The 22,489-nt window shown below is 72.3% G+C and carries 19 protein-coding genes; 2 read left to right on the forward strand and 17 right to left on the reverse strand.

Annotated elements, in window-relative coordinates:
- Positions 1-146 precede the first annotated feature (146 nt).
- The 10 genes from AMK29_RS30740 to AMK29_RS30785 form a co-directional block, all read right to left on the reverse strand.
- Positions 147-2,237 carry a phosphocholine-specific phospholipase C gene (locus AMK29_RS30740; RefSeq protein ID WP_073819173.1) on the reverse strand — a complete coding sequence of 697 codons (2,091 nt, stop codon included), beginning with the start codon at positions 2,235-2,237 and terminating at the stop codon, positions 147-149.
- A gap of 267 nt (positions 2,238-2,504) precedes the next feature.
- Positions 2,505-4,016: an Asp-tRNA(Asn)/Glu-tRNA(Gln) amidotransferase subunit GatB gene (gatB, locus tag AMK29_RS30745; protein ID WP_073819175.1), complete on the reverse strand. Its 1,512-nt coding sequence runs from the start codon at positions 4,014-4,016 to the stop codon at positions 2,505-2,507.
- A 16-nt stretch (positions 4,017-4,032) separates the two neighbouring features.
- A complete protein-coding gene (locus AMK29_RS30750; protein WP_073819177.1) occupies positions 4,033-4,266 on the reverse strand; it encodes a hypothetical protein in 234 nt (77 codons plus the stop codon).
- 5 nt (positions 4,267-4,271) lie between these two features.
- Positions 4,272-5,768, reverse strand: a complete 1,497-nt coding sequence (gatA, locus tag AMK29_RS30755) for an Asp-tRNA(Asn)/Glu-tRNA(Gln) amidotransferase subunit GatA (protein ID WP_073819179.1) — start codon at positions 5,766-5,768, stop codon at positions 4,272-4,274.
- Positions 5,769-5,773: 5 nt separating this feature from the next.
- A complete protein-coding gene (gene gatC, locus AMK29_RS30760; RefSeq protein WP_015036350.1) occupies positions 5,774-6,070 on the reverse strand; it encodes an Asp-tRNA(Asn)/Glu-tRNA(Gln) amidotransferase subunit GatC in 297 nt (98 codons plus the stop codon).
- A 106-nt stretch (positions 6,071-6,176) separates the two neighbouring features.
- Positions 6,177-8,291 (reverse strand): putative bifunctional diguanylate cyclase/phosphodiesterase, encoded by a 2,115-nt coding sequence (locus tag AMK29_RS30765; RefSeq protein WP_073819181.1) that lies wholly within the window; start codon positions 8,289-8,291, stop codon positions 6,177-6,179.
- A gap of 365 nt (positions 8,292-8,656) precedes the next feature.
- Positions 8,657-10,837 carry an NAD-dependent DNA ligase LigA gene (gene ligA, locus AMK29_RS30770; RefSeq protein WP_073819183.1) on the reverse strand — a complete coding sequence of 727 codons (2,181 nt, stop codon included), beginning with the start codon at positions 10,835-10,837 and terminating at the stop codon, positions 8,657-8,659.
- Between the two features lie 32 nt (positions 10,838-10,869).
- Positions 10,870-11,877: a methionine synthase gene (locus AMK29_RS30775; protein ID WP_073819185.1), complete on the reverse strand. Its 1,008-nt coding sequence runs from the start codon at positions 11,875-11,877 to the stop codon at positions 10,870-10,872.
- A gap of 2 nt (positions 11,878-11,879) precedes the next feature.
- Positions 11,880-12,578, reverse strand: coding sequence for an SDR family oxidoreductase (locus tag AMK29_RS30780; RefSeq protein ID WP_073819187.1), 699 nt, complete (start codon positions 12,576-12,578; stop codon positions 11,880-11,882).
- Positions 12,579-12,585: 7 nt separating this feature from the next.
- Positions 12,586-13,125 (reverse strand): TIGR00730 family Rossman fold protein, encoded by a 540-nt coding sequence (locus AMK29_RS30785; protein ID WP_073819189.1) that lies wholly within the window; start codon positions 13,123-13,125, stop codon positions 12,586-12,588.
- A 98-nt stretch (positions 13,126-13,223) separates the two neighbouring features.
- Here AMK29_RS30785 and AMK29_RS30790 point away from each other — a divergent pair, with 98 nt between their 5' ends.
- Positions 13,224-13,814 carry an alpha/beta fold hydrolase gene (locus AMK29_RS30790; protein WP_073819254.1) on the forward strand — a complete coding sequence of 197 codons (591 nt, stop codon included), beginning with the start codon at positions 13,224-13,226 and terminating at the stop codon, positions 13,812-13,814.
- Positions 13,815-13,821: 7 nt separating this feature from the next.
- Here the strand turns inward: AMK29_RS30790 and mnmA are convergent, their stop codons facing one another.
- The gene (mnmA, locus tag AMK29_RS30795) at positions 13,822-14,955 is read right to left on the reverse strand and encodes a tRNA 2-thiouridine(34) synthase MnmA (protein WP_073819191.1); all 1,134 of its coding nucleotides are present in this window, start codon (positions 14,953-14,955) and stop codon (positions 13,822-13,824) included.
- Positions 14,956-15,016: 61 nt separating this feature from the next.
- Here mnmA and AMK29_RS30800 point away from each other — a divergent pair, with 61 nt between their 5' ends.
- A complete protein-coding gene (locus AMK29_RS30800) occupies positions 15,017-15,667 on the forward strand; it encodes an N-acetylmuramoyl-L-alanine amidase (protein WP_073819193.1) in 651 nt (216 codons plus the stop codon).
- Positions 15,668-15,695: 28 nt separating this feature from the next.
- Here AMK29_RS30800 and AMK29_RS30805 read toward each other — a convergent pair whose 3' ends face one another.
- The 6 genes from AMK29_RS30805 to AMK29_RS30830 form a co-directional block, all read right to left on the reverse strand.
- Positions 15,696-16,859, reverse strand: coding sequence for a cysteine desulfurase family protein (locus AMK29_RS30805; protein ID WP_073819195.1), 1,164 nt, complete (start codon positions 16,857-16,859; stop codon positions 15,696-15,698).
- A 100-nt stretch (positions 16,860-16,959) separates the two neighbouring features.
- On the reverse strand, positions 16,960-17,802 hold the full coding sequence (locus tag AMK29_RS30810) for a thioesterase family protein (protein WP_073819197.1): 843 nt from the start codon (positions 17,800-17,802) through the stop codon (positions 16,960-16,962).
- A gap of 23 nt (positions 17,803-17,825) precedes the next feature.
- A complete protein-coding gene (locus tag AMK29_RS30815; RefSeq protein WP_073819199.1) occupies positions 17,826-18,503 on the reverse strand; it encodes a trimeric intracellular cation channel family protein in 678 nt (225 codons plus the stop codon).
- A gap of 707 nt (positions 18,504-19,210) precedes the next feature.
- A complete protein-coding gene (locus AMK29_RS30820) occupies positions 19,211-20,263 on the reverse strand; it encodes an ABC transporter ATP-binding protein (RefSeq protein WP_073819256.1) in 1,053 nt (350 codons plus the stop codon).
- Positions 20,264-20,268: 5 nt separating this feature from the next.
- Positions 20,269-21,387: an ABC transporter ATP-binding protein gene (locus AMK29_RS30825; protein ID WP_073819201.1), complete on the reverse strand. Its 1,119-nt coding sequence runs from the start codon at positions 21,385-21,387 to the stop codon at positions 20,269-20,271.
- A complete protein-coding gene (locus AMK29_RS30830) occupies positions 21,384-22,382 on the reverse strand; it encodes an ABC transporter permease (protein ID WP_073819203.1) in 999 nt (332 codons plus the stop codon). Before AMK29_RS30830 ends, AMK29_RS30825 begins: the two co-directional genes overlap by 4 nt.
- Positions 22,383-22,489: the final 107 nt, after the last annotated feature.

The raw sequence follows: 22,489 nt of genomic DNA on the forward strand, positions 1-22,489 counted from the left end.
CCCGAGAGGAACACATGACCTATAGAGGGCCCACTCTGGCAGCCAAACGTGATCGTTTGCCCGTTTCGTGTCGATACTCACAGGCGTGCCGGGGGGTTCGGGACCGAAGTCCCGGCCCCCCGGGCACCACGGCTCACCGCGGGCGCTCAGCCGGAGACGCTCGGGCGGCCGTTCTCGATGTGTCCCATGAGCCGGCGGCGGAAGCCGTCGGCGGCGGTCACCTCCACGTCGTACCAGCCGTGCGCGTCGGAGGCCGAGTGCACGACGGTACGGGTCCGGCCGGGCTTGACGGTGACCGTCCGGGTCCAGTCGCCGAGGTCGGCCTCGTCCACGTACCCCAGCGGCCTGACCGTGAAGGAGAGCGGCGCGGGTCCGGTGTTCCGTACGGTGAGGTGCAGGTCACGGTCGTGGTGGTCGATCCGCGAGGCGAGTTCGGCGCCGCCCGCGGCGGGGCCCTCGAACTCGCGCCGGAAGCCGTTGGGGCCGGTGATCGTGAAGCGGTAGTGATCACCCGGAACGGGGACGGTCCACTCCCCCGTGCCCCTGACGTCCTGGTGCTGCGGGACGGCGAACTCGCCCGCGTACGGGTAGAGCGCGAAGTGCGCGCTCGCCTTGCCCCGGTTGCTCAGCGCCACGGTGACGGAGCCGGCCGCGACGGTCGCGGAGGCGTCCGGCTGGTACGGCAGAGGGCGGGCGCGGCGGACGCCGGGCTCCTGCGCCGGCATCCGCTGGACGGTCGGGGGCTGGGGCCGCCAGCGGCCGGAGAAGGGCGGGATCGGGCCGGGCTGCTCGACGTCGGGCAGGCGGCGGCCGCGCGTGAAGTCGAAGGCGGAGGTGAGGTCGCCGGTGACGGCCCGGCGCCAGGGGGTGATGTTGGGCTCCCGGATGCCCGTGAGCCGCTCCAGGAAGCGGATCACCGAGGTGTGGTCGAAGGTCTCGGAGCAGACGTAGCCGCCGACCGACCAGGGCGAGACGACGAGCAGCGGGACGCGGATGCCGAGGCCGGTGGGCTGACCCTTCCAGCGCTCGTCCGTGTTCCCGGCCGGCGGGACCGGCGGCGGCACGTGGTCGAAGAAACCGTCGTTCTCGTCGTAGTTGATCAGGACGACGGTGTGGCGCCACACGTCCGGGTGCGCGCCGAGGGCGTCGAGCACCTTGTAGACGAGGGTGGCGGAGGCGATCGGCGAGGAGGAGCCGGGGTGCTCGGAGTCGATCGCGGAGGGCACGAGGTACGAGACCTCGGGGAGGGTGCCGGCGGCGACGTCGGCGCGGAAGGCGTCGGCGAGGGTGCCGCTCTCGACCCGGCGCAGCCCGCGCTCGAAGAGGGAGCGTTCCGCCTCGGTGAGGGTGGCGACGCCCTTCTCCAGGAGGCCGAGGAGACGGGTGCGCTCGGTGGTGTCGTCGGTGTCGCGTACGGCGGCGTAGAAGGACTCCATGAAGGTGTGCCCGCCGGTGTGCGCGAGCGCCTTGCGGGCGATCTTCTTGAAGGTGGTGAAGAACTCGATGTTGTTGTCGGTGAAGTTCTCCCACTCGGTGTACGTCTTCCAGCTGCGTCCGGCGGCTTCGAGGCGCTCGGCGTAGGTGGGCCAGCCGTAGCCGGGGTGGGTGCCCTCGGCGTACGCGGCGTTGGTGACGGCCCGGCTGCCGTCGGCCTCGAAGCCGGTCCAGCCGGACCAGAGGTGGTTGCGGTTGGGGCTCGTCGAGGTGTGGATGGACGAGTGGTAGGCGTCGCAGACGGTGAAGGTGTCGGCGAGCTCGTAGTGCAGGGGGATGTCCTGCCGGTCGTAGTACGCCATGGTGGCGGCGGTCTTGGCCGAGACCCATCCGTCCATCCAGCCTCCGCGCCAGGCCTTGCCGCCGCCGCCCCAGGAGTGGTCGAGGTCCCCGATGTACTGGAGGTCCTTCTTCTGGGTCTCGGCTGCGCCGCGGATCGGGAACGGCAGCACGGTCCGGCCGAGCGCGGCCGGCTGTTCGAACACCGGTGCGCCGGAGGGAAGTTCAATGGCATTGCGGTCGCCGAATCCGCGGACACCGCGGAGGGTGCCGAAGTAGTGATCGAAGGATCGGTTCTCCTGCATCAGGATCACCACGTGCCGGACCGCCGACATCCCCCCTGCCGGGGGCTCCGCGGCCATCGCGGCCTGCAACGACGGCGGCAGCAGCGAGCCGGTGGCGGCGACACCGAGGGCGCCTCCACCCAGTGCGAGGAGCCTTCTGCGGGACATCTCCGATGACAAGACCGACCTCCAGTCGACGGCCAATGGTTCGCCTTCGAGCCATTGGGTGGTACGCCGGGGACGGTAGTGAGACGGGGTGACGGCGAGAAGACCCGACGGGGGCGCGGCGGTGAACGTCCAAGAGGAGGGGACGGAAATCCAAGCGCTTTCCGGCCATGATCACAGCCGCAGGCAGGGCGCCCTCTTTCAAGCGGTGGCGCGGACGCGCGGACGGCCCCGCACCGGAACTCCGGTGCGGGGCCGTCCCCCTGACGTACGGGAAGAGGCTCAGCCCTCGCTGACGCCCAGCTTCTCCAGGATCAGGTCCTTGACCTTCGCCGCGTCCGCCTGACCGCGGGTCGCCTTCATGACCGCGCCGACCAGGGCGCCGACCGCCGCGACCTTGCCACCGCGGATCTTGTCGGCGATCGCCGCGTTGCCCGCGATGGCCTCCTCGACCGCCGTGCCGAGGGCGCCGTCGTCGGAGACGACCTTCAGACCGCGCTTCTCGACGACCGCGTCCGGGGTGCCCTCGCCGGCGAGAACGCCCTCGATGACCTGACGGGCCAGCTTGTCGTTGAGGTCACCGGAGGCGACCAGGGCCGAGACCCGGGCCACGTCGGCCGGGGTGATGGCCAGCTCCTCCAGGGAGACGCCCTGCTCGTTGGCGTTGCGGGCGAGCTCGCCCATCCACCACTTGCGTGCCGAGGCCGCGTCCGCGCCCGCCTCGATCGTGGCGACGATCGCGTCGACCGCGCCCGCGTTGAGGATGGACTGCATGTCCAGCTCGGACACGCCCCACTCCTCGCGGAGCCGGTTGCGGCGCACGCGCGGCAGCTCGGGGAGGCCCTGACGGAGCTCCTCGACCCAGGCGCGGGCCGGGGCGACGGGGACGAGGTCGGGCTCCGGGAAGTACCGGTAGTCCTCGGCGTTGTCCTTGATGCGCCCTGCGGTGGTGGAGCCGTCGTCCTCGTGGAAGTGACGGGTCTCCTGCACGATCGTGCCACCGGAGGTGAGCACGGCCGCGTGGCGCTGGATCTCGAAGCGCGCCGCGCGCTCCACCGAACGGAGCGAGTTGACGTTCTTCGTCTCCGAGCGGGTGCCGAAGGTCTTGGTGCCGTGCGGGCGCAGCGACAGGTTCACGTCGCAGCGCATCTGGCCCTTGTCCATGCGCGCGTCGGAGACACCGAGGGCGCGGATCAGCTCGCGCAGCTCGGCGACGTACGCCTTGGCGACCTCGGGGGCCCGCTCGCCCGCGCCCTCGATCGGCTTGGTGACGATCTCGATCAGCGGGATGCCGGCCCGGTTGTAGTCGAGCAGCGAGTGCGAGGCGCCGTGGATGCGGCCGGTCGCTCCACCGATGTGGGTGGACTTGCCGGTGTCCTCCTCCATGTGGGCGCGCTCGATCTCCACGCGGAAGACCTCGCCGTCCTCCAGCTGGACGTCCAGGTAGCCGTTGAAGGCGATCGGCTCGTCGTACTGGGAGGTCTGGAAGTTCTTCGGCATGTCCGGATAGAAGTAGTTCTTCCGGGCGAAGCGGCACCACTCGGCGATCTCGCAGTTCAGCGCGAGGCCGATCTTGATGGCGGACTCGACGCCGATCGCGTTGACGACCGGGAGCGAGCCGGGCAGGCCGAGACAGGTGGGGCACGTCTGCGAGTTGGCGTCCGCGCCCAGCTCGGTCGAGCAGCCGCAGAACATCTTCGTCTTGGTACCCAGCTCGACATGGACCTCGAGGCCCATGACGGGGTCGTACGCGGCGAGCGCCGCTTCGTACGACAGCAGTTCAGTGACAGTCACGGTGAGACTTTCCCTCTCAGCCCAGCAGGACGTCTTCGTCGCCCAGGCGCTTCAGCTCCCGGTAGAGGATCGCCAGGCCGGTCACGATGGCGGCGGCGGAGACCGCGGCGTCGACGAGCCGCAGCATGTCGCCGTCGCTGCGGGCCAGCTTCGCCTGCTTGGCGACGCTGATGGCGCCGAACGCGGTGGACGCCAGCGACACGTAGACGCCGGTCTTCGACTTCTTGAAGTTCTTGGCCTTCTTTGCCATGGCACTCACAGCGACGGAGCCTCCTCAAGCAGCGGGTGTCCCCACTTTTCCACGAAGGCGGCCTCGACGGCGGCGCCGACCTTGTACAGCCGGTCGTCCTTCATGGCGGGGGCGATGATCTGCAGGCCGACCGGGAGACCGTCCTCGGGCGCGAGGCCACAGGGCAGCGACATGGCGGCGTTGCCGGCCAGGTTGGTCGGGATGGTGCACAGGTCCGCGAGGTACATGGCCATCGGGTCGTCGGCGCGCTCGCCGATCGGGAAGGCGGTGGTGGGGGTCGTCGGGGAGACGATCACGTCCACCTGCTCGAAGGCCTGCTCGAACTCGCGGGTGATGAGCGTACGGACCTTCTGCGCCGAGCCGTAGTACGCGTCGTAGTAGCCGGAGCTCAGCGCGTACGTACCGAGGATGATGCGGCGCTTGACCTCGTCGCCGAAGCCGGCCTCGCGGGTGAGGGCGGTGACGTCCTCGGCCGACCGGGTGCCGTCGTCGCCGACCCGCAGGCCGTAGCGCATCGCGTCGAAGCGGGCCAGGTTGGAGGAGCACTCGGACGGCGCGATCAGGTAGTACGCCGAGAGGGCGAGGTCGAAGGTCGGGCAGTCCAGCTCGACGATCTCGGCGCCCAGCGACTTCAGCAGCTCGACGGACTCGTCGAAGCGCTGCACGACACCGGCCTGGTAGCCCTCGCCGCGGAACTGCTTGACGACGCCGACGCGCATGCCGGCGACCGAGCCGTTCCGCGCGGCCTCGACGACCGGCGGGACCGGCGCGTCGATGGAGGTCGAGTCGAGCGGGTCGTGCCCGGCGATCGCCTCGTGGAGGAGGGCCGCGTCCAGGACCGTACGGGCGCAGGGACCGCCCTGGTCGAGGGAGGACGAGAAGGCCACCATGCCGTAGCGGGAGACACCGCCGTAGGTCGGCTTGACGCCGACGGTGCCGGTGACGGCGGCGGGCTGGCGGATGGAGCCGCCGGTGTCCGTGCCGATGGCGAGGGGGGCCTCGTACGCGGCGAGGGCGGCGGACGAGCCACCGCCGGAGCCGCCGGGGATCCGGGTCAGGTCCCAGGGGTTGCCGGTGGGGCCGTACGCGCTGTTCTCCGTCGAGGAGCCCATCGCGAACTCGTCCATGTTGGTCTTGCCGAGGATGACGACGTCGGCGGCCTTGAGGTTCTTGACCAGGGTCGCGTCGTACGGCGGGATCCAGCCCTCCAGGATCTTCGAGCCCACGGTGGTCGGCATGCCGACGGTGGTGAAGATGTCCTTGAGCGCGAGCGGCACACCGGCGAGCGGGCCGAGCTTCTCGCCGCGGGCGCGCTTCTCGTCGACGGCTCGGGCCTGGGCGAGCGCGCCGTCACGGTCGACGTGGAGGAAGGCGTGGACCTTCTCGTCGACGGCCTCGATGCGGGCGAGGTGGGCCTCGGTGACCTCGACGGCGGTCAGCTCGCCGGCGGCGATCCTCCCGGCGATCTCGGCCGCGGTGAGCTTGATGATGTTGTCCGTCATGACTGTTAGTCCTCCCCCAGGATCTGCGGCACCTTGAAACGCTGCTGCTCCTGGGCCGGGGCGCCGGAGAGCGCCTGCTCGGGGGTGAGCGACGGACGGACCTCGTCCGCGCGCATGACATTGGTCAGCGGCAGCGGGTGGGAGGTCGGCGGTACGTCTTGGTCGGCGACCTCGGAGACGCGGGCGACCGCGCCGATGATGTCGTCGAGCTGGCCGGCGAAGTGATCGAGTTCTTCGCCCTTCAGCTCCAGACGCGCCAGCCGTGCGAGGTGGGCGACCTCCTCGCGCGTGATGCCAGGCATGCGGATCCTCACGGGGTGAGCTTGATGGTGTGGCCCCATCCTATGGGGCCGGTGCCGCTGCCCGTGAAACGGTTTGCCCGGCGTCCAGGTGGCGGGTGGACGCGGGCTACTGGACCACCTGTCCGGAGGGCTGGTCCAGGTTCAGCTCGGCCGCCAGGTCGGCGGGGCGGCGCCAGCCGTGCTCGCCCCGGGCCAGGAGCCAGGCGGTCGCCTCGCCGGGGGGCATCGCGGCGGCCACCAGCCAGCCCTGGACGGCGTCGCAGCCCAGGTCGCGCAGGCGCTCCCAGGTCTCGTCGTCCTCCACGCCCTCCGCGACCACGAGGAGGCCGAGGGAGTGGGCGAGGTCGACGGTGCAGCGGACGATCTCGGCGTCCTCGGTGTCGACGGCGAGCCGGGCGACGAAGGAGCGGTCGATCTTCAGTTCGCTGACGGGGAGCCGGCGCAGATGGACGAGGGAGGAGTAGCCGGTGCCGAAGTCGTCGAGGGACATCTTGACGCCGTGGCCGGTGAGCCCGTTGAGCGTGTCGGCGGCCCGCTGGGGGTCCTCCAGGAGCACGTGCTCCGTTATCTCCAGCTGGAGCGCGCCGGCCGGGACGCCGTGGCGGGCGAGCCGGGCGGCGACGGCGCCCGCGAAACCGGGGGTGTGCACGTCGCGCGGCGAGACGTTGACGGCGACCGGGACGTCGAGTCCCTGGGCGCGCCAGCGGGCGACCTGGGCGAGGGCGGTCTCCAGGACGTACTCGGTGAGGTGCGGCATCAGGCCGGAGGACTCGGCGATGGCGATGAACTCGTCCGGCGGGACCTTTCCGCGCTCGGGGTGCACCCAGCGGACGAGCGCTTCGAGGCCGGCGACCTGGCCGTCGAAGCGGACCTTGGGCTGGTAGTGGAGCTCGACCTCGTGGGCGTCGAGGGCACGGCGCAGGTCGCCGAGGAGCCCGAGCCGGTCGGGCGTGTTGGAGTCGCGCTTGGACTCGTAGACCTCGACGCCGGTGCGGTCCCGCTTGGCCTGGTACATGGCGACGTCGGCGCGGCGCAGCAGGCCTTCGGCGTCGAGGGCGTGGTCGGGGAAGACGGCGACGCCGGCGCTGGCCTCCAGGACGAGGGTGAGTCCGTCGAGGTCGAGCGGTGAGGAGAGTTCGGCGACGAGGTGGCGGGCGACCCGCTGGGCGCTGGTGGTGGAGTCGGCGGTGGGCAGCAGGACGGCGAACTCGTCGCCGCCGAGCCGGGCGGCCTCGGCGCCGCGCGGCAGGGCGAGGCGGAGCCGGTCCGCGATCTGGAGGAGCAGCCGGTCGCCCGCGAGGTGACCGAGGGTGTCGTTGACCGACCGGAATCGGTCGAGGTCGATCAGGACGAGGGCGGCGCGGGCTCCCTCGCCTTCGGCCTCCTCCAGCGCGGTCCAGGCCCGCTCCAGGAGCCACTGGCGGTTGGGGAGGCCGGTCAGCGGGTCGCGCAGCTGCTCCTCGGCGCGGGCACGGGCGATCCAGAGGGTGGAGTCGAGGGCGATGAGGGGAACGGCGAAGAGCGGCAGCAGGACCGGCCTGGTGGCGGCGACGAGGCAGATCAGGGGGGCGATGCCGAGCAGGGCGACGGCGACGAGGCCCTGCCGGAGGAGGGCGGTGCGGGCGATCGTGGGCAGGCCGCCGCTCTGCGGGGCGAGCGTGTACCACAGGAGGACGCGGGTCGCCACGAGATAGGCGCCCGCGGCGAGCACGACTTCCGGGAGGTCCCCGATCGTCCAGTCGAGGGGCTGCCAGGGCCGCTCGACGCTGGACACGTCGCCGAAGAGGGCGAGGACCAGGGCGGCGGCGACGACTCCGATGATGTCGGCGGCGCCGTGCAGCAGGCCCTGCCGCCAGCGCTGCCGGCGGGCGGCGCCGACGAGGGTGACCACGGTCAGCGAGACGAGTCCGGCGGGCACCCAACCGTAGAGGAGGAGCACGGCGAGGGTGAGGGCGGCGCCGGATCCGGTGCCGCCCCACCAGCGGTCGCGGCCGAGGGCGACCAGGTGGCCGACGATGAGGCCGGCGAGGACGGCCAGGGAGCCCCCGGTGACGCCGCCGGGGAAGAGTGCGTGGCCGGTGCTCAGGGCCCGCTGGAGCCCGGCGACGAGCACGACTGCGGCGATGCCCACCACGGCTGCGGGCAGCCGGGAGGTGAAGCCCAGGGGGACCGCACGGCCGTGTGGCCGTGGGACCCGGGCGGCGCTCTCGGTCGGTTCCATTCCCGTCCCTCTCACAGGCGGCGGTGCCGTCGGTGTGCGACGGCCGCGGTCGCGCGGCCGTCCGTCGTCCGGTCGTCCGTCGTACGGCCGCCGTCGGGCGGCCGTCTCTCGTGTCGACGGGGACGTTGCCCCGGCGCCATGACCGGCAGAGCCCTCGCGCGGCCGTGCAGGACGAGACGCACGGTCACCACACTAGGCCGCCGAGGGCTTCGACGGGCAGCGCTCTCCTTGTCTTGCCCGAATGCGACCCGGCCACCCGTAACGATCTGGTATGCGCCGAACGGGTGATGTTCCAGGGGCCGACCGGGGCCCCGACGGGACGGCGACGGGGCCTTCGCGGCGGGCGGCGGGGACGGGTGGGAGGGTCAGCCGGCGACCGGGACGGCGGCCTCCCGGGCGGCGTCGGGCCCTTGTTCGAGCAGGATCGCGAAGCCGTCCTCGTCCAGAACCGGAACCTTCAGCTGCATCGCCTTGTCGTACTTCGAACCTGGGTTCTCACCCACCACCACGAAGGCGGTCTTCTTCGAAACGGAACCGGTCACCTTCGCTCCGAGCCGCTGCAGGGACTCTTTTGCGCCATCCCTGGTGAACTTCTCCAGGGTGCCGGTCACCACGACCGTGAGACCTTCCAGCGGACGCGGCCCCTCGTCCTCGCCCGCTCCCTCGTCCTCCAGACTGATCCCGGCCGCGCGCCACTTGCGCACGATCTCCCGGTGCCACTCCTCGGAGAACCACTGCTTCACCGCGGCCGCGATGATCCCGCCGACGCCGTCGACGGCCGCCAGCTCCTCCTCGCTCGCCTGCTCGATCCGCTCCAGGGAGCGGAACTCGCGGGCCAGCGCCTCGGCCGCGACCGGCCCCACGTGCCGGATCGACAGGCCGTTGATGAAGCGGGCGAGGGGGCGCTCCTTGGCCGCCGCGATGTTCTCCAGCATGGCGAGGGCGTTCTTCTTCGGCTCGCCCTTCTGGTTGGCGAAGACCGTGACGATCTTCTCCTCGCCGGACTTCGGGTCCCGCTTGGGCAGCCCGCTGTCCGGATCGAGGACGTACGCCTTGATCGGCAGCAGCTGCTCGATGGTGAGGTCGAAGAGGTCGCCCTCGTCGGCGAGCGGCGGCTCGGCCGGCTCCAGGGGCCGGGTCAGCGCCGCCGCGGCCACCGCGCCGAAGTTCTCGATGTCCAGGCACTGGCGCCCGGCCAGGAAGAAGAGCCGCTCGCGCAGCTGGGCCGGGCAGGTCCGGGCGTTCGGACAGCGGAGGTCGATGTCGCCCTCCTTCATCGGCTTCAGCGGCGTCCCGCACTCCGGGCACTCGGCCGGCATCACGAACTCCCGCTCGGTGCCGTCCCGCAGGTCGGCGACCGGCCCGAGGATCTCCGGGATGACGTCGCCGGCCTTGCGCAGCACGACCGTGTCACCGATCAGCACGCCCTTGGCCTTCACCACCTCCTGGTTGTGGAGGGTGGCGAACTCGACCTCGGAGCCGGCCACGGTCACCGGCTCCACCTGCGCGTACGGCGTGACGCGCCCGGTCCTGCCGACGCCGACCTTGATGTCGAGCAGCTTGGTGTTGACCTCCTCCGGCGCGTACTTCCAGGCGATGGCCCAGCGCGGGGCGCGCGCGGTGGAGCCCAGCCTGCCCTGCAGCGGGATCTCGTCGAGCTTGACCACGACCCCGTCGATCTCGTGCTCGACCGAGTGGCGGTTCTCGCCGAAGTACGTGATGAACTCCCGCACCTCGTCGAGCGAGCCGACCACCTTGTTGTGCCGGGCGGTGGGCAGGCCCCACTCGTGGAGGAGCCCGTACGCCTCCGAGAGCAGCGCGATGTCGAAGCCCTCGCGGGCGCCGATGCCGTGCACCACCATGTGGAGCGGGCGGGAGGCGGTGACCTTCGGGTCCTTCTGGCGGAGCGAACCGGCCGCCGCGTTGCGCGGGTTGGCGAAGGGCTTGTCGCCGGCCTCGACCAGGCGGGCGTTGAGCCCCAGGAAGGCCTCCATCGGGAAGTAGACCTCGCCGCGGATCTCCACGAGGTCCGGGATCCGGTCGCCCCGCAGCCGCTCCGGGATGTCGGCGATCGTGCGCACGTTGGGCGTGATGTCCTCGCCGGTGCGCCCGTCGCCGCGGGTCGCGGCCCGGGTCAGCCGCCCGTGCTCGTACGTCAGGTTCACGGCCAGGCCGTCGACCTTCAGCTCGCACAGGAAGTGGTGGTCGGGCGTGCCGACGTCCCGGGCGACACGCTCGGCCCAGGCGGCCAACTCCTCGTCGTCGAAGGCGTTGTCCAGGGAGAGCATCCGCTCGCGGTGCTCCACGGAGGTGAACTCGGTCTCGTACTGCCCCGCGACCTTCTGGGTCGGTGAGTCGGGCGTCCGCAGCTCCGGGTACTCCTCCTCCAGCGCCTCCAGGGCGCGCAGGAGCCTGTCGAACTCGCCGTCGCTGATGACCGGCTGGTCCTTCACGTAGTACCGGAAGCGGTGCTCCTCGACCTGCTCGGCCAGATCGGCGTGCTTCTCCCGTGCCTCGGCGGGCAGGGCCCCCTGTTCGACTGCCACCTTCGTCCGTCCTCCCGTGCCTCGAAACCCGGTCACTCTGGGTTGTCCGCGAGCGATGTCGCCGCCCGGGCGCAGTGAGCGAGCGCCGCGCGGGCGTAGGCGGGCGAAGCGCCCGCCAGCCCGCACGTGGGCGTGACGACCACGGACTCCGCGAGAGTCCCCGGATTCAGCCCCAGCCTGCGCCACAACGTCCTGACACACATGACGCTACCGCCCGGGTCCGACAACGGGCCGTCGGTGGACGCCACCACACCGGCGAAGAGCTTCGTGCCGGCCTCCACGGCCTCCCCGATCGTCTCCTCGTCACGCTCGGTGAGCAGCCCGAAGTCGAACGAGACACCGGCCGCTCCGGCCCGCCACAGCAGGGCGAAGGGGACGTCCGGGGCGCAGGAGTGGACGACCACCGGTCCGTCGTGGACCCCCATCACCTCGCGCAGGGCGCTCTCGACGACCTGCCGGTCGACGGCCCGGTAGGTCCGGTAGCCGCTGGCGGTACGGACGTGGCCGCGCAGGACCGCGGTGAGCGAGGGCTCGTCGAGCTGAAGGACGACCCTGGCCCCGGGGATCCGCTTGCGCACGTCCGCGAGGTGCCCGTGGAGGCCTTCGGCGAGGGATCCGACCAGGTCACGACAGGCGCCCGGGTCCCCGAGCGCCGCCTCGCCGCCGCGCAGCTCCAGGGCCGCGGCGAGCGTCCACGGGCCGACGGCCTGGACCTTGAGCGGGCCCTCGTACCCCTGGGTGAACTCCTCCAGGGCGTCCAGGTCCTCGCCCATCCAGGAGCGGGCCCGCCGGGTGTCCCGGCCGGGCCGGTCGCTGATCCGCCAGCCGCTCGGCTCCACGTGCGCGTACAGGTCGACGAGCATCCCGATCGTCCGGCCGATCATGTCGGCGCCGGGGCCGCGGGCGGGCAGCTCGGCCAGGAACGGGAAGTCCTCGAAGGAGCCGGTGGCGGCCCTGGCGGCCTCCCGGGCGTCGCCGCCCGGCAGGGAACCGACGCCGGTGGCGGGCCCCCAGAGCTTCGTGTGGTCCGAGTCGCTCATGGTCAGCGTCCCGGCCTGACGGAGAGGTCGTTGATCTCCGCGTCGCGCGGCAGGTCGATCGCGGTGAGGATCGCCGTCGCGACCGACTCGGGGTCGATCCACCGCGAGGGGTCGTACTCCTTGCCCTCCTGGGCGTGGACCTTCGCCTGCATGGGGCTCGCGGTACGGCCCGGGTAGACGGAGGTGACCCGCACGCCGTTGGCGTGCTCCTCGTGGCGCAGCGCGTCCGCGAGGGCCTTGAGACCGTGCTTGGAGGCGGCGTACGCGCCCCACTCGGCGTGCGCGTTGAGCCCGGCGCCCGAGTTCACGAAGACGACGTGGCCCTGGGAGACCCGCAGCTGGGGCAGGAGGTGCCGGGTCAGTTCGGCCGGGGCGACCAGGTTGACGTTGAGCTGGTGGTGCCAGGTCTTCGGGGTGAGGTCCCCGATGGGCCCGAGGTCGACGACGCCCGCGATGTGCAGCAGGCTGTCCACCCGCTCGGGCATGGTCTGGTGCGAGAACGCCCAGGACAGCCGGTCCGGGTCCGCGAGGTCCCCGACGAGCGTCCGGGCGCCGGGGAACTCCGCGGCGAGCTCCTTGGCCCGACCCGCGTCCCGCGCGTGCAGCACGAGCTCGTCCCCGCGCGCGTGGAGGCGGCGCGCGACGGCCGCGCCGATGCCGGAACCGGCTCCGGTGATCACATGTGTAGCCATGGGAGCCATGCTCCCATCAGCGCGCGCGGATGTTCTCCTCCAGGTGGGCGAGGGCCGTCGGGGCGTCGTCGGCGAAGAAGACCAGGTCGGTGAGGGGCAGGGGGAGGAAGCCCTCCTCGTCCATGCGGCGGAGCTGGGTCTTCAGGCCGTCGTAGAAGCCGGCCGTGTTGAGCAGGACCACCGGCTTGCCGTGCCGGCCGTGCTTCTTCAGCTCCAGGATCTCGGTGGCCTCGTCGAGGGTTCCGGTGCCGCCGACCATGATCACGATCGCGTCGGACTTGGCGAGGAGGAGCGCCTTGCGGGCGGACAGGTCCGCGGTGACGACCATCTCGTCGGCGTGCGGGCGGGCCTTGTGGGCGAGGAAGTCGACGGAGACGCCGACGAGCCGGCCGCCGGCCTCCTCGACGCCGTCCGCGACGACCTTCATCAGGCCGGTGTCGGAGCCGCCCCAGACCAGGGTGTGCCCGGCCTTGCCGAGGAGGCGGGCGAACTCGCGGGCGGGGGCCGTGTAGCGCTCGTCCAGGTCGGCCGCGGAGAGGAAGACGCAGATGTTCATGCGCTCCACCGTAGGCGCTGACCAGGCGCTTCCGAGATTCTTGGGGAAATCCCGTTGTCCGGCGATGAGTTCCGGTGACGGGCCGGGTCTGCACTGCCATGGACGAGGTGAAGACCGCGCTGAGCAGGGTCCGGGGACGGGTCGCGTCACGGGACGGGACGCCGATCGCGTACGAGCGGTACGGGGACGGGGACGGGCGCCCGGTCGTCCTGGTGGGCGGGGCGCCGGGCGGGGGCGAGCGGGCGCTGGCCGCGCTGCTCGCCGGGCGCTTCACCGTCGTGACGTACGAGCGGCGCGGGCCCGCGGCGGTGGAGCGGGAGATCGAGGACCTGGCGGCGGTCCTGGAGGCGGCGGGCCCCGGCGCGGCCGTGCACGGCACGGGGGCGGGCGGCGCGCTCGCGCTCGCGGGGGCGGCGGCCGGGCTTCCTATGAGCGCGGTGTCGGTGTACGAGCCGCCCTGCACGGGCGACGAGGAGTCCCTGGGGCGGGTCGCCCCGCGCGTCCTGGTGGTCGACGGGGGCGCGAGCCCGGTGGGGACCCGGGACGCGGCCCGCGCGGTCACGGCGGCCCTCCCCCGCGCCCGGCACCGCACCCTGACGGGCCAGACGGAGGAGGTCGCCCCGCACGTCCTGGCCCCGGTCCTCGTGGAGTTCCTGTGCGAGGACCGGGAGGCCGTGGGCGCCGCTTGAGGGGGGTCTACGCGGTGGCGGTCGCCGTCGTGCGGCGGGTCGTCGTCGCGATCGTGGCCGAGCCCACCACGCGGGTGCCGTCGTACAGCACGATCGCCTGGCCGGGCGCCACGCCGCGGACCGGCTCGGCGAAGGTGACCGTGAGCTCGCCGTCCGCCAGGGACGCCGTCACCTCGGTCTCGCCGCCGTGGGCGCGGAGCTGGGCGGTGTAGCGGCCGGAGCCCTCCGGTGCGGCGCCGCACCAGCGGGGCTTGATCGCCGTCAGGCCGGTGACGTCGAGGGCCTCGACGGGGCCGACGGTGACCGTGTTGTTCACGGGCGAGATGTCGAGGACGTAGCGGGGCTTGCCGTCCGCGGCCGGGTGGCCGATCCGCAGGCCCTTGCGCTGGCCGATGGTGAAGCCGTACGCGCCGTCGTGGGTGCCGACCTTCGCACCGGCCTCGTCGACGATGTCGCCCTCCGCCCTGCCCAGGCGGGAGGCGAGGAAGCCCTGGGTGTCGCCGTCGGCGATGAAGCAGATGTCGTGGCTGTCGGGCTTCTTCGCGACCGCGAGCCCGCGCCGCTCGGCCTCCGCGCGGATCTCGTCCTTGGTGGTGAGGGTGTCGCCCAGGGGGAACATGGCGTGCGCGAGCTGCTTCTCGTCCAGGACACCGAGGACGTACGACTGGTCCTTGGCCATGTCGGAGGCCCGGTGCAGCTCACGGGTGCCGTCCTCGTTCAGGACGATTGTCGCGTAGTGGCCGGTGCAGACCGCGTCGAAGCCGAGGGCGAGCGCCTTGTCGAGCAGCGCCGCGAACTTGATCTTCTCGTTGCAGCGCAGGCACGGGTTGGGGGTGCGGCCGGCCTCGTACTCGGCGACGAAGTCGTCGACGACGTCCTCACGGAACCGCTCGGCGAGGTCCCACACGTAGAAGGGGATGCCGATGACGTCGGCGGCCCGGCGGGCGTCGCGGGAATCCTCGATCGTGCAACAGCCACGCGCGCCCGTGCGGAAGGACTGCGGGTTCGCGGAGAGCGCGAGGTGCACGCCGGTCACGTCGTGACCGGCTTCGGCGGCACGGGCGGCGGCGACGGCGGAGTCCACTCCGCCCGACATGGCGGCGAGGACGCGGAGGGGGCGCGGGGGCGGAGTCTGAGTCATAGCCCTACCAGGGTACGGGGCGACGGGAACCACGGTCGCGGTAGTAAGCGTTCTCGGTGGCATGGGGAGCAAGCCGAACAAGAAGGTGGGGCGGCGCGCCGTCCTGCTCGGGGGCGGGGCCGCCGTGCTGGGCACGGCCGCGCTGGCGCGGGACGAGCTGGCGCGTGCCTGGTGGCGGCTGCCGGGGATGGAGAAGAAGCGGGTCGAGGGTGAGCTGGACCACCGGGCCGCCGAGTGGTCCTCGGCGTCGCGGGCGAACTGGCGGCGGGCCGACCGGCCGGACGACTACCGGATCGACCGGGTCGTGATCCATGTCGTCCAGGGCAGTTACGCGACCGCCCTGAAGGTCTTCAAGAACCCGGGGCACGGCGCGGCCACGCACTACGTCGTCCGCAAGGACGGGCACGTGGCGCAGATGATCCGGGAGCTCGACGTCGGTTTCCACGCCGGGAACCGTGACATGAACGAGCGGAGCATCGGCATCGAGCACGAGGGTTTCGTCGACCGGCCGCAGGACTTCACGGCGGCGATGTACGCGGGGTCGGCGCGGCTCACCGCCGACATCTGCGCGCGGCACGGGATACCCGTGGACCGCGAGCACATCATCGGGCACGTGGAGGTCGAGGGCACCGACCACACCGACCCCGGTCCGCACTGGGACTGGGACCGCTATCTGAAGCTGGTGCGGGAGGCGTCGAAGAGACCCACCTGACCGGCCCGCCCGGGCGGCCTCGCGGGGATCAGGTGAGGCCGGCCGTCCGCGCGCGCTCGACGGCCGGGCCGATCGCGCCCGCGACCGCCGCGACGTCCTCCTTGGTGGAGGTGTGGCCCAGGGAGAACCGCAGGGTGCCCCGGGCCAGGTCCGGGTCGGTGCCGGTGGCCAGCAGGACGTGGCTCGGCTGGGCGATGCCCGCGGTGCAGGCGGAGCCGGTGGAGCAGGCGATCCCTGCGGCGTCGAGCAGCAGCAGCAGCGAGTCGCCCTCGCAGCCGGGGAAGGTGAAGTGGGCGTTGGCAGGGAGCCGCTCGACGGGGTCGCCGCCGAGGAGGGCGTCGGGGACGGCCGAACGGACGGCGGTGACGAGCTCGTCGCGGAGGGCGCCGACCTCGCGGGCGAACTCCTCGCGCCGCTCGGTGGCGAGCAGGGCGGCGACGGCGAACGCGGCGACGGCCGGCACGTCGAGGGTGCCGGAGCGGACGTGCCGCTCCTGGCCTCCGCCGTGCAGCACGGGTACGGGGGTGTGCTCGCGGCCCAGGAGGAGGGCGCCGATGCCGTAGGGGCCGCCGATCTTGTGGCCGGACACGGTCATCGCGGCGAGTCCGGACGCGGCGAAGTCGACCGGGACCTGACCGACCGCCTGGACGGCGTCGGCGTGCAGCGGTACGCCGAACTCGGCCGCCACGTCCGCGAGTCGGCGGACCGGCATGACCGTGCCGATCTCGTTGTTGGCCCACATGACGGTGGCGAGGGCGACGGAGTCCGGGTCCCGCGCGATCGCCTCCCGCAGGGCCTCGGGGTGCACCCGTCCGTACGCGTCGACCGGCAGGTACTCGACGTCGGCGCCCTCATGGGTGGCGAGCCAGTCGACGGCGTCGAGCACGGCGTGGTGCTCCACGGGGCTGGCCAGGACGCGGGTGCGGCGGGGGTCGGCGTCCCGACGGGCCCAGTACAGGCCCTTCACCGCGAGGTTGTCGGCCTCGGTGCCGCCGGAGGTGAGGACGACCTCGCTCGGCCGCGCGCCGAGCGCGGCGGCGAGGGTCTCGCGCCCCTCCTCGACGGTCCGCCGGGCCCGCCGTCCGGGGGCGTGGAGGGAGGAGGCGTTGCCCGTGACGGCGAGCTGGGCGGTCATCGCCTCGATCGCCTCGGGCAGCATGGGCGTGGTCGCGGCGTGGTCGAGGTATGCCATGGTGGGTCGATTCTACGAGCCCACGCCGCCGGTCCCGGCGGGTGGCCGGTTTACGCCGCCGGGGCGCACCGTCCGGTGCGCCCCGTGCGCCTCGTCCGGGTCAGGCTCGGGGCGCGCGGGCCAGTTGGCGGGACTGGGCCACCAGGCGGTCGGCGCTGTCCCAGACCTCCGCGTCCTCCTCCAGGAAGCCGCCGGCGAGGTTGCGGGTGGTGATGGAGACCCGCAGCGGACCCGGGGCGGGGCGGCAGCGGACGTGGGTGGTGAGCTCGACGGTCGGGGTCCAGCCCTTCAGGCCCAGTTCGAAGGAGGTCGGCGGCAGGGCGTCGACCGTCAGGAGCAGCGACAGCGCGTCGGGCTCCCGGCCGTCGGCGAGGCCGAACCAGGCCCGCATCTCGCCCTTGCCCGAGGGCGCTCCGATCGCCCAGCCGACGCACGCGGGGTCGAGCCGGATGTCGAGCCGGTCGGTGATCGCGGAGGAACCGGGGATCTCGGGCCGGGGGCCGTCCGAGGCGCCGAAGCAGTTCTCGATGGCCGCCATCGCCGGGGGCGTCGCCGTGGTGCGGACGTCGTCGGGGAGCGCGTCGAGGTCGCCGTACGAGGCGAGGACCCGGATGCGCTCGACCTCGGTGCCGTCCTCCGCGTACTGGAAGAGCGAGGCCTGCCCGGTGGACAGCGTGCGGCCCGTACGGACCGTCTCCGTCCTGATCACCGCGGGACCCGGCACGGACGGCGTGAGGTAGTGCGCCGAGATCGTGAAGGGGTCGGGGTGCGGGAGGTGCTCGCCGAGGGCTCGGCCGAGCAGAGCGAGGAGGTAGCCGCCGTTGACCGCGTGGATGATCGTCCAGCCGGCGGAGAGCTCGGCGTCGTACACGCCGGGCTCGCGGAGGGTCAGGGCGGTGTCGCGGTCGAACTCGCTGGTCGCGAGGGAGGTGCTCATGCTCATGTCTCCGACGGTACCGCAGCTACTTACTGAGCGGTAGCTTTTTCGGGCTCCTCGCGCGCGGACGAGCGCCGGTTCCAGGCCCGCGGAGCGCGCCAGTGGTAGTGCAGCGCGAGCAGCCGCAGCGCGAAGGCGGTGAGGACGGCCGCGCCGCTGGTGAAGGGGTTGAGGACGTCGAAGCGGATGCAGAGCACGACCATCACCGCGCCGACGATCGCCGGCACCGCGTAGAGGTCGCGGTCCCAGCGCAGCAGCGACGGCACCTCGTTCGCGAGCACGTCCCGCAGGACACCGCCGCCGACGGCGGTCGCGAGACCGAGCGCGGCGGAGGCGGTGAGGCCGAGGCCGTAGTCGTACGCCTTCGTCGTACCGGTCACGCAGAAGAGGCCCAGGCCGGCGGCGTCGAAGACGTTGACGGCCCGCTGGGTGCGTTCGACCTGCGGGTGCAGGAAGAAGACGAGGACCGTCGCGATCAGCGGCATGAGGAAGTAGCCGAGATCGGTGAAGGCGGCGGGGGGTACGGCGCCGATGACCAGGTCGCGGAAGAGGCCGCCGCCGAGGGCGGTGACCTCGGCGAGGACGGCGATGCCGAAGACGTCGAAGTTCTTGCGGACGGCGAGGAGGGCGCCGGAGATGGCGAAGACGAAGATGCCGACGAGGTCCAGGGCGTGCTGGACGTCGGGACTGAACAGATTGTGGAGCACCGCCCCATTGTCCCGACCGCCCGGGCCACCCCCCGCCCCGGGCCACCCCGCGGGGGCGCGGCCGGCTGCGGGGCGGCGCGCCGCCCTTCGCGGGGCGCCGCCGCGCTGCCTGTCCGGCGCCACCCGGCGCGGGCACGCGCGGGCCGCCGCCGCGGACGGGACCCGCCACTTGCGGGGCCACCCGACGCGGTGCGCCGCCCTTCGCGGGCCATCGCCGCGCTGCCTGTGCGGCGCCGCCCGGCGCGGGGGCGCGGGCCACCACCGCATTGCCCTTGCCCACCCGCCGTGTGGGCAATCGTCCCGCAGGGCGGGACGGGTGGGCACACGGGACGGCGCCCTTGGCGGCGCCTCCGCCCCTTGCGCCTTGACCCGCACCCCATGTGCGGCGCACACCGGGTGCGGGTTCAGGCCCGGAAGCCTAGGCCCGGCACGGGGCGCCGTTCCGTTGTGCCCACCCGTTCCGCCCCAGCGGAACGAATGCCCACAACAGGGGCGGCGGGTGGGCGCCGCCCCAGGGGAACGAACGCCCACAACGGCGGGTGCAGGCCCGCCGCGGCGGGTCGAACGCCCGCTGCGGGCCGGCCCGGCGGATCGAGCGCCCGCTACGACGCCCGGCCCCGGGGCGTCGCCCGGAGGCTGCGGCGGTCCGGCGGGGCGGAGGCAGGCGACCCGGGCGCAGGCCCCGAGGCTTGTCGCGGCCTCGGGGGTTACGCGTCCGGCTTCGAGGTCAGTTCCACCGACTCCCTCGCCGCCGGGACCGTCAGGGACTCCGCGTTCTCCGGGTGGTGGCACGCCACCCGCTGGCCCGGCCGGAGCTCCACGAGCGGGGGCTCCTGGGTGCGGCAGACGTCCGTGGCCTTCCAGCAGCGCGTGTTGAAGCGGCAGCCCGGCGGCGGCGCGATCGGGGACGGGACGTCGCCGGTCAGCAGGATGCGGTCGCTCTTGGCGCCCCGGCGGCGCGGGTCCGGGATCGGGACCGCGGACATCAGGGCCCGGGTGTACGGGTGCATCGGGTTCTCGTACAGCGACTTGCGGTCCGCGAGCTCGACGATCTTGCCCAGGTACATGACCGCGATGCGGTCGGAGACGTGCCGGATGACCGACAGGTCGTGGGCGATGATCACGTACGTGAGGCCCAGCTCCCGCTGGAGGTCGTCCAGCAGGTTGACCACCTGCGCCTGGATGGAGACGTCCAGGGCGGAGACCGGCTCGTCCGCGACGACCAGCTTCGGCTTGAGGGCGAGCGCCCGGGCGATGCCGATGCGCTGGCGCTGGCCGCCCGAGAACTCGTGCGGGTAGCGGTTGTAGTGCTCGGGGTTCAGGCCCACCAGGCCGAGCAGCCGCTGGACCTCCTTCTTCACCCCGCCCTCGGGCTCGACGCCCTGGAGCTTGAAGGGCGCCGAGACGATCGTGCCGACCGTGTGGCGCGGGTTCAGCGAACCGTACGGGTCCTGGAAGATCATCTGGATGTCCCGGCGGAACGGGCGCATGCCCGCCACCCCGAGGTGGGAGATGTCCTTGCCCTGGAACTCGACGGTGCCGCCGGTCGGTTCGAGCAGCCGGGTGATGAGCCGGCCCATCGTGGACTTGCCGCAGCCGGACTCGCCCACGACGCCGAGGGTCTCACCTGGCAGGACCTCGAAGTCGATCCCGTCGACCGCCTTGACGGCGCCGGTCTGGCGCTGGAGCAGCCCCTTCTTGATGGGGAAGTGCTTCTTCAGGCCGGTGACCTTGAGCAGAGGTTCCGTGTTGTCGCTCATGTCGCTCACAGTTTCGGCGCAATCTCTTCGGTCCAGATGCGGGTCCGCTCCTCCTGCGGCATGTGGCAGGCCGAGAAGTGGCGGTCCCCGGCCGGCGCCAGCTCGGGCCGCTCGGTGCGCGTGATGCCGCCCTTGGGGACGTCCGCGTACGGGCAGCGGGGGTTGAAGGCGCAGCCGCTCGGGATGTTGATGAGGCTGGGCGGGTTGCCCTTCACGGGGATGAGCCGCTCGGTCTGGTCGCGGTCGATCCTCGGCATCGAGCCGAGCAGGCCCCAGGTGTAGGGGTGCTGCGGCTCGTAGAAGACCGACTCGGCCGGTCCGCGCTCGACGCAGCGCCCGCCGTACATCACGAGGATGTCGTCGGCGAGCTCGGCGACGACACCGAGGTCGTGGGTGATGATGACGACCGCGGAGCCGAACTCCTTCTGCAGGTCCCGCATCAGGTCGAGGATCTGGGCCTGGACCGTGACGTCCAGCGCCGTCGTCGGCTCGTCCGCGATGAGCAGCGCGGGGTTGTTGACGAGCGCCATGGCGATCATCGCGCGCTGGCGCATGCCGCCGGAGAACTCGTGCGGGTAGTTGTCGAACCGCTTGGCGGGCTCGGGGATGCCGACCCGGTCGAGGAGTTCGACGGCCCGCCTGCGCGCCGTCTTCTTGTCGACGGGGTGGTGGACGCGGTACGCCTCCACGATCTGGTGCCCGACCGTGTAGTACGGGTGCATCGCGGACAGCGGGTCCTGGAAGATCATCGCCATCTCGCGGCCGCGCAGCCTGCGGACCTCGTCCGGGTCGGCCGAGAGCAGCTCGCGGCCGTTCAGCCAGATCTCACCGGAGATCCTCGCCTTCTGGCGGCCGTACTGGCCGACCGTGTGCAGGCCCATGATGCCGAGCGAGGTGACCGACTTGCCGGAGCCGGACTCGCCCACGATGCCGAGGGTCTTGCCCTTCTCCAGCTGGAAGCTGAGTCCGTCGACCGACTTGACGAGGCCGTCGTCGGTCGGGAAGTGGATCTTCAGGTCGCGTACGTCGAGGAAGGCGTCGGAGGGGGCGGACGTGCCCGCCGACTTCCCGGTGGCGACGGGTTCTCCCACCGCCGTGCCGGTCTTCGTCAGCTTGTCCGTCATGCGAGCCTCACTCGGGGGTCGATCACCGCGTACAGAAGGTCCACCACGAGGTTCGCGATGACGACGCAGGCGGCGGTGATGAGGGTGACGGCCAGGATCAGCGGCAGGTCACGCTCGCTCACGCCCTTGATGGCGAGGCCGCCGAGGCCGTGGAGGCTGAACGCGGTCTCGGTCAGGATCGCGCCGCCGACGAGGGCGCCGAGGTCCATGCCGAAGATGGTCAGGATGGGGGTCATGGTGGAGCGCATGGCGTGCTTGCCGAGCACGACCGGCTCCGGGAGGCCCTTGGCCCGTGCGGTGCGGATGTAGTCCTCGCCGAGGACCTCCAGCATGGTGGCGCGGGTGAGCCGCGCGTACATCGCCGCGTACAGGAAGGCGAGGGTCACCCAGGGCAGGAGCAGACCGCCGAACCAGCCGCCGAAGGACTCGCTGATCGGCGTGTACGAGGCGTTGACCCAGCCCAGCTGCGTGCGGAAGACCAACATCGCCAGCATGGCGGTGAAGAAGATGGGCAGCGAGACGCCGGCGAGCGCGGTGATCATCGCCGCGCGGTCGATGATCGTGCCCCGCTTGAGCGCGGAGACCACGCCCGTGGACACGCCGAGGACCAGCCAGAGCACGGCCGCGCCGATGACCATGGAGAGGGTCACGGGGAAGGCGTCGACCAGCATCGACCAGACGTCCTGCTCGGTGCGGAACGAGTAGCCGAAGCAGGGCGCGGCACAGTGGATCGTGTCGCCGCCACCGGTGTAGTCGCGTCCGACGAAGATGCCGGAGACGAAGTGCCAGAACTGCACCAGGATCGGCTCGTCCAGGCCGAGCTTCTGCCGGACGGCCTCGATGGAAGCCGGATCCGCCTGCTTGCCGACGAACATCGCGGCAGGGTCGCTGCCGGTCATCTTGGGGATGAGGAAGAAGATGCTGAGCGTCACCAAGGTGACGACGAGCAGCATCGCGACGACTGCGAAGAGCCGTCGGACTATGTATGCAAGCATGCGGTCGGCCGGTCGGCGGCCGGGGGACCCGATCGGGTCCCCCGGCCGCCGCCCTCGGCCATCACCTGCCCTTCGGACCTGGCGGCGGGTGGTGCGCCGGTGGAGCG

The sequence above is a fragment of the Streptomyces sp. CB02261 genome, from assembly GCF_001905665.1.
Taxonomy (GTDB): Bacteria; Actinomycetota; Actinomycetes; order Streptomycetales; family Streptomycetaceae; genus Streptomyces.

What these genes read in the sequence shown, in the direction of transcription:
- AMK29_RS30805 (WP_073819195.1), bottom strand. Translation starts at nt 16,859, where the DNA reads ATGGCATACCTCGACCACGCCGCGACCACGCCCATGCTGCCCGAGGCG.
- gatC (WP_015036350.1), bottom strand. Translation starts at nt 6,070, where the DNA reads ATGCCTGGCATCACGCGCGAGGAGGTCGCCCACCTCGCACGGCTGGCG.
- AMK29_RS30750 (WP_073819177.1), bottom strand. Translation starts at nt 4,266, where the DNA reads ATGGCAAAGAAGGCCAAGAACTTCAAGAAGTCGAAGACCGGCGTCTAC.
- AMK29_RS30765 (WP_073819181.1), bottom strand. Translation starts at nt 8,291, where the DNA reads ATGGAACCGACCGAGAGCGCCGCCCGGGTCCCACGGCCACACGGCCGT.
- gatA (WP_073819179.1), bottom strand. Translation starts at nt 5,768, where the DNA reads ATGACGGACAACATCATCAAGCTCACCGCGGCCGAGATCGCCGGGAGG.
- AMK29_RS30775 (WP_073819185.1), bottom strand. Translation starts at nt 11,877, where the DNA reads ATGAGCGACTCGGACCACACGAAGCTCTGGGGGCCCGCCACCGGCGTC.
- AMK29_RS30830 (WP_073819203.1), bottom strand. Translation starts at nt 22,382, where the DNA reads ATGCTTGCATACATAGTCCGACGGCTCTTCGCAGTCGTCGCGATGCTG.
- AMK29_RS30810 (WP_073819197.1), bottom strand. Translation starts at nt 17,802, where the DNA reads ATGAGCATGAGCACCTCCCTCGCGACCAGCGAGTTCGACCGCGACACC.
- AMK29_RS30820 (WP_073819256.1), bottom strand. Translation starts at nt 20,263, where the DNA reads ATGAGCGACAACACGGAACCTCTGCTCAAGGTCACCGGCCTGAAGAAG.
- AMK29_RS30790 (WP_073819254.1), top strand. Translation starts at nt 13,224, where the DNA reads ATGGACGAGGTGAAGACCGCGCTGAGCAGGGTCCGGGGACGGGTCGCG.
- AMK29_RS30785 (WP_073819189.1), bottom strand. Translation starts at nt 13,125, where the DNA reads ATGAACATCTGCGTCTTCCTCTCCGCGGCCGACCTGGACGAGCGCTAC.
- AMK29_RS30825 (WP_073819201.1), bottom strand. Translation starts at nt 21,387, where the DNA reads ATGACGGACAAGCTGACGAAGACCGGCACGGCGGTGGGAGAACCCGTC.
- AMK29_RS30780 (WP_073819187.1), bottom strand. Translation starts at nt 12,578, where the DNA reads ATGGCTCCCATGGCTACACATGTGATCACCGGAGCCGGTTCCGGCATC.
- AMK29_RS30800 (WP_073819193.1), top strand. Translation starts at nt 15,017, where the DNA reads ATGGGGAGCAAGCCGAACAAGAAGGTGGGGCGGCGCGCCGTCCTGCTC.
- mnmA (WP_073819191.1), bottom strand. Translation starts at nt 14,955, where the DNA reads ATGACTCAGACTCCGCCCCCGCGCCCCCTCCGCGTCCTCGCCGCCATG.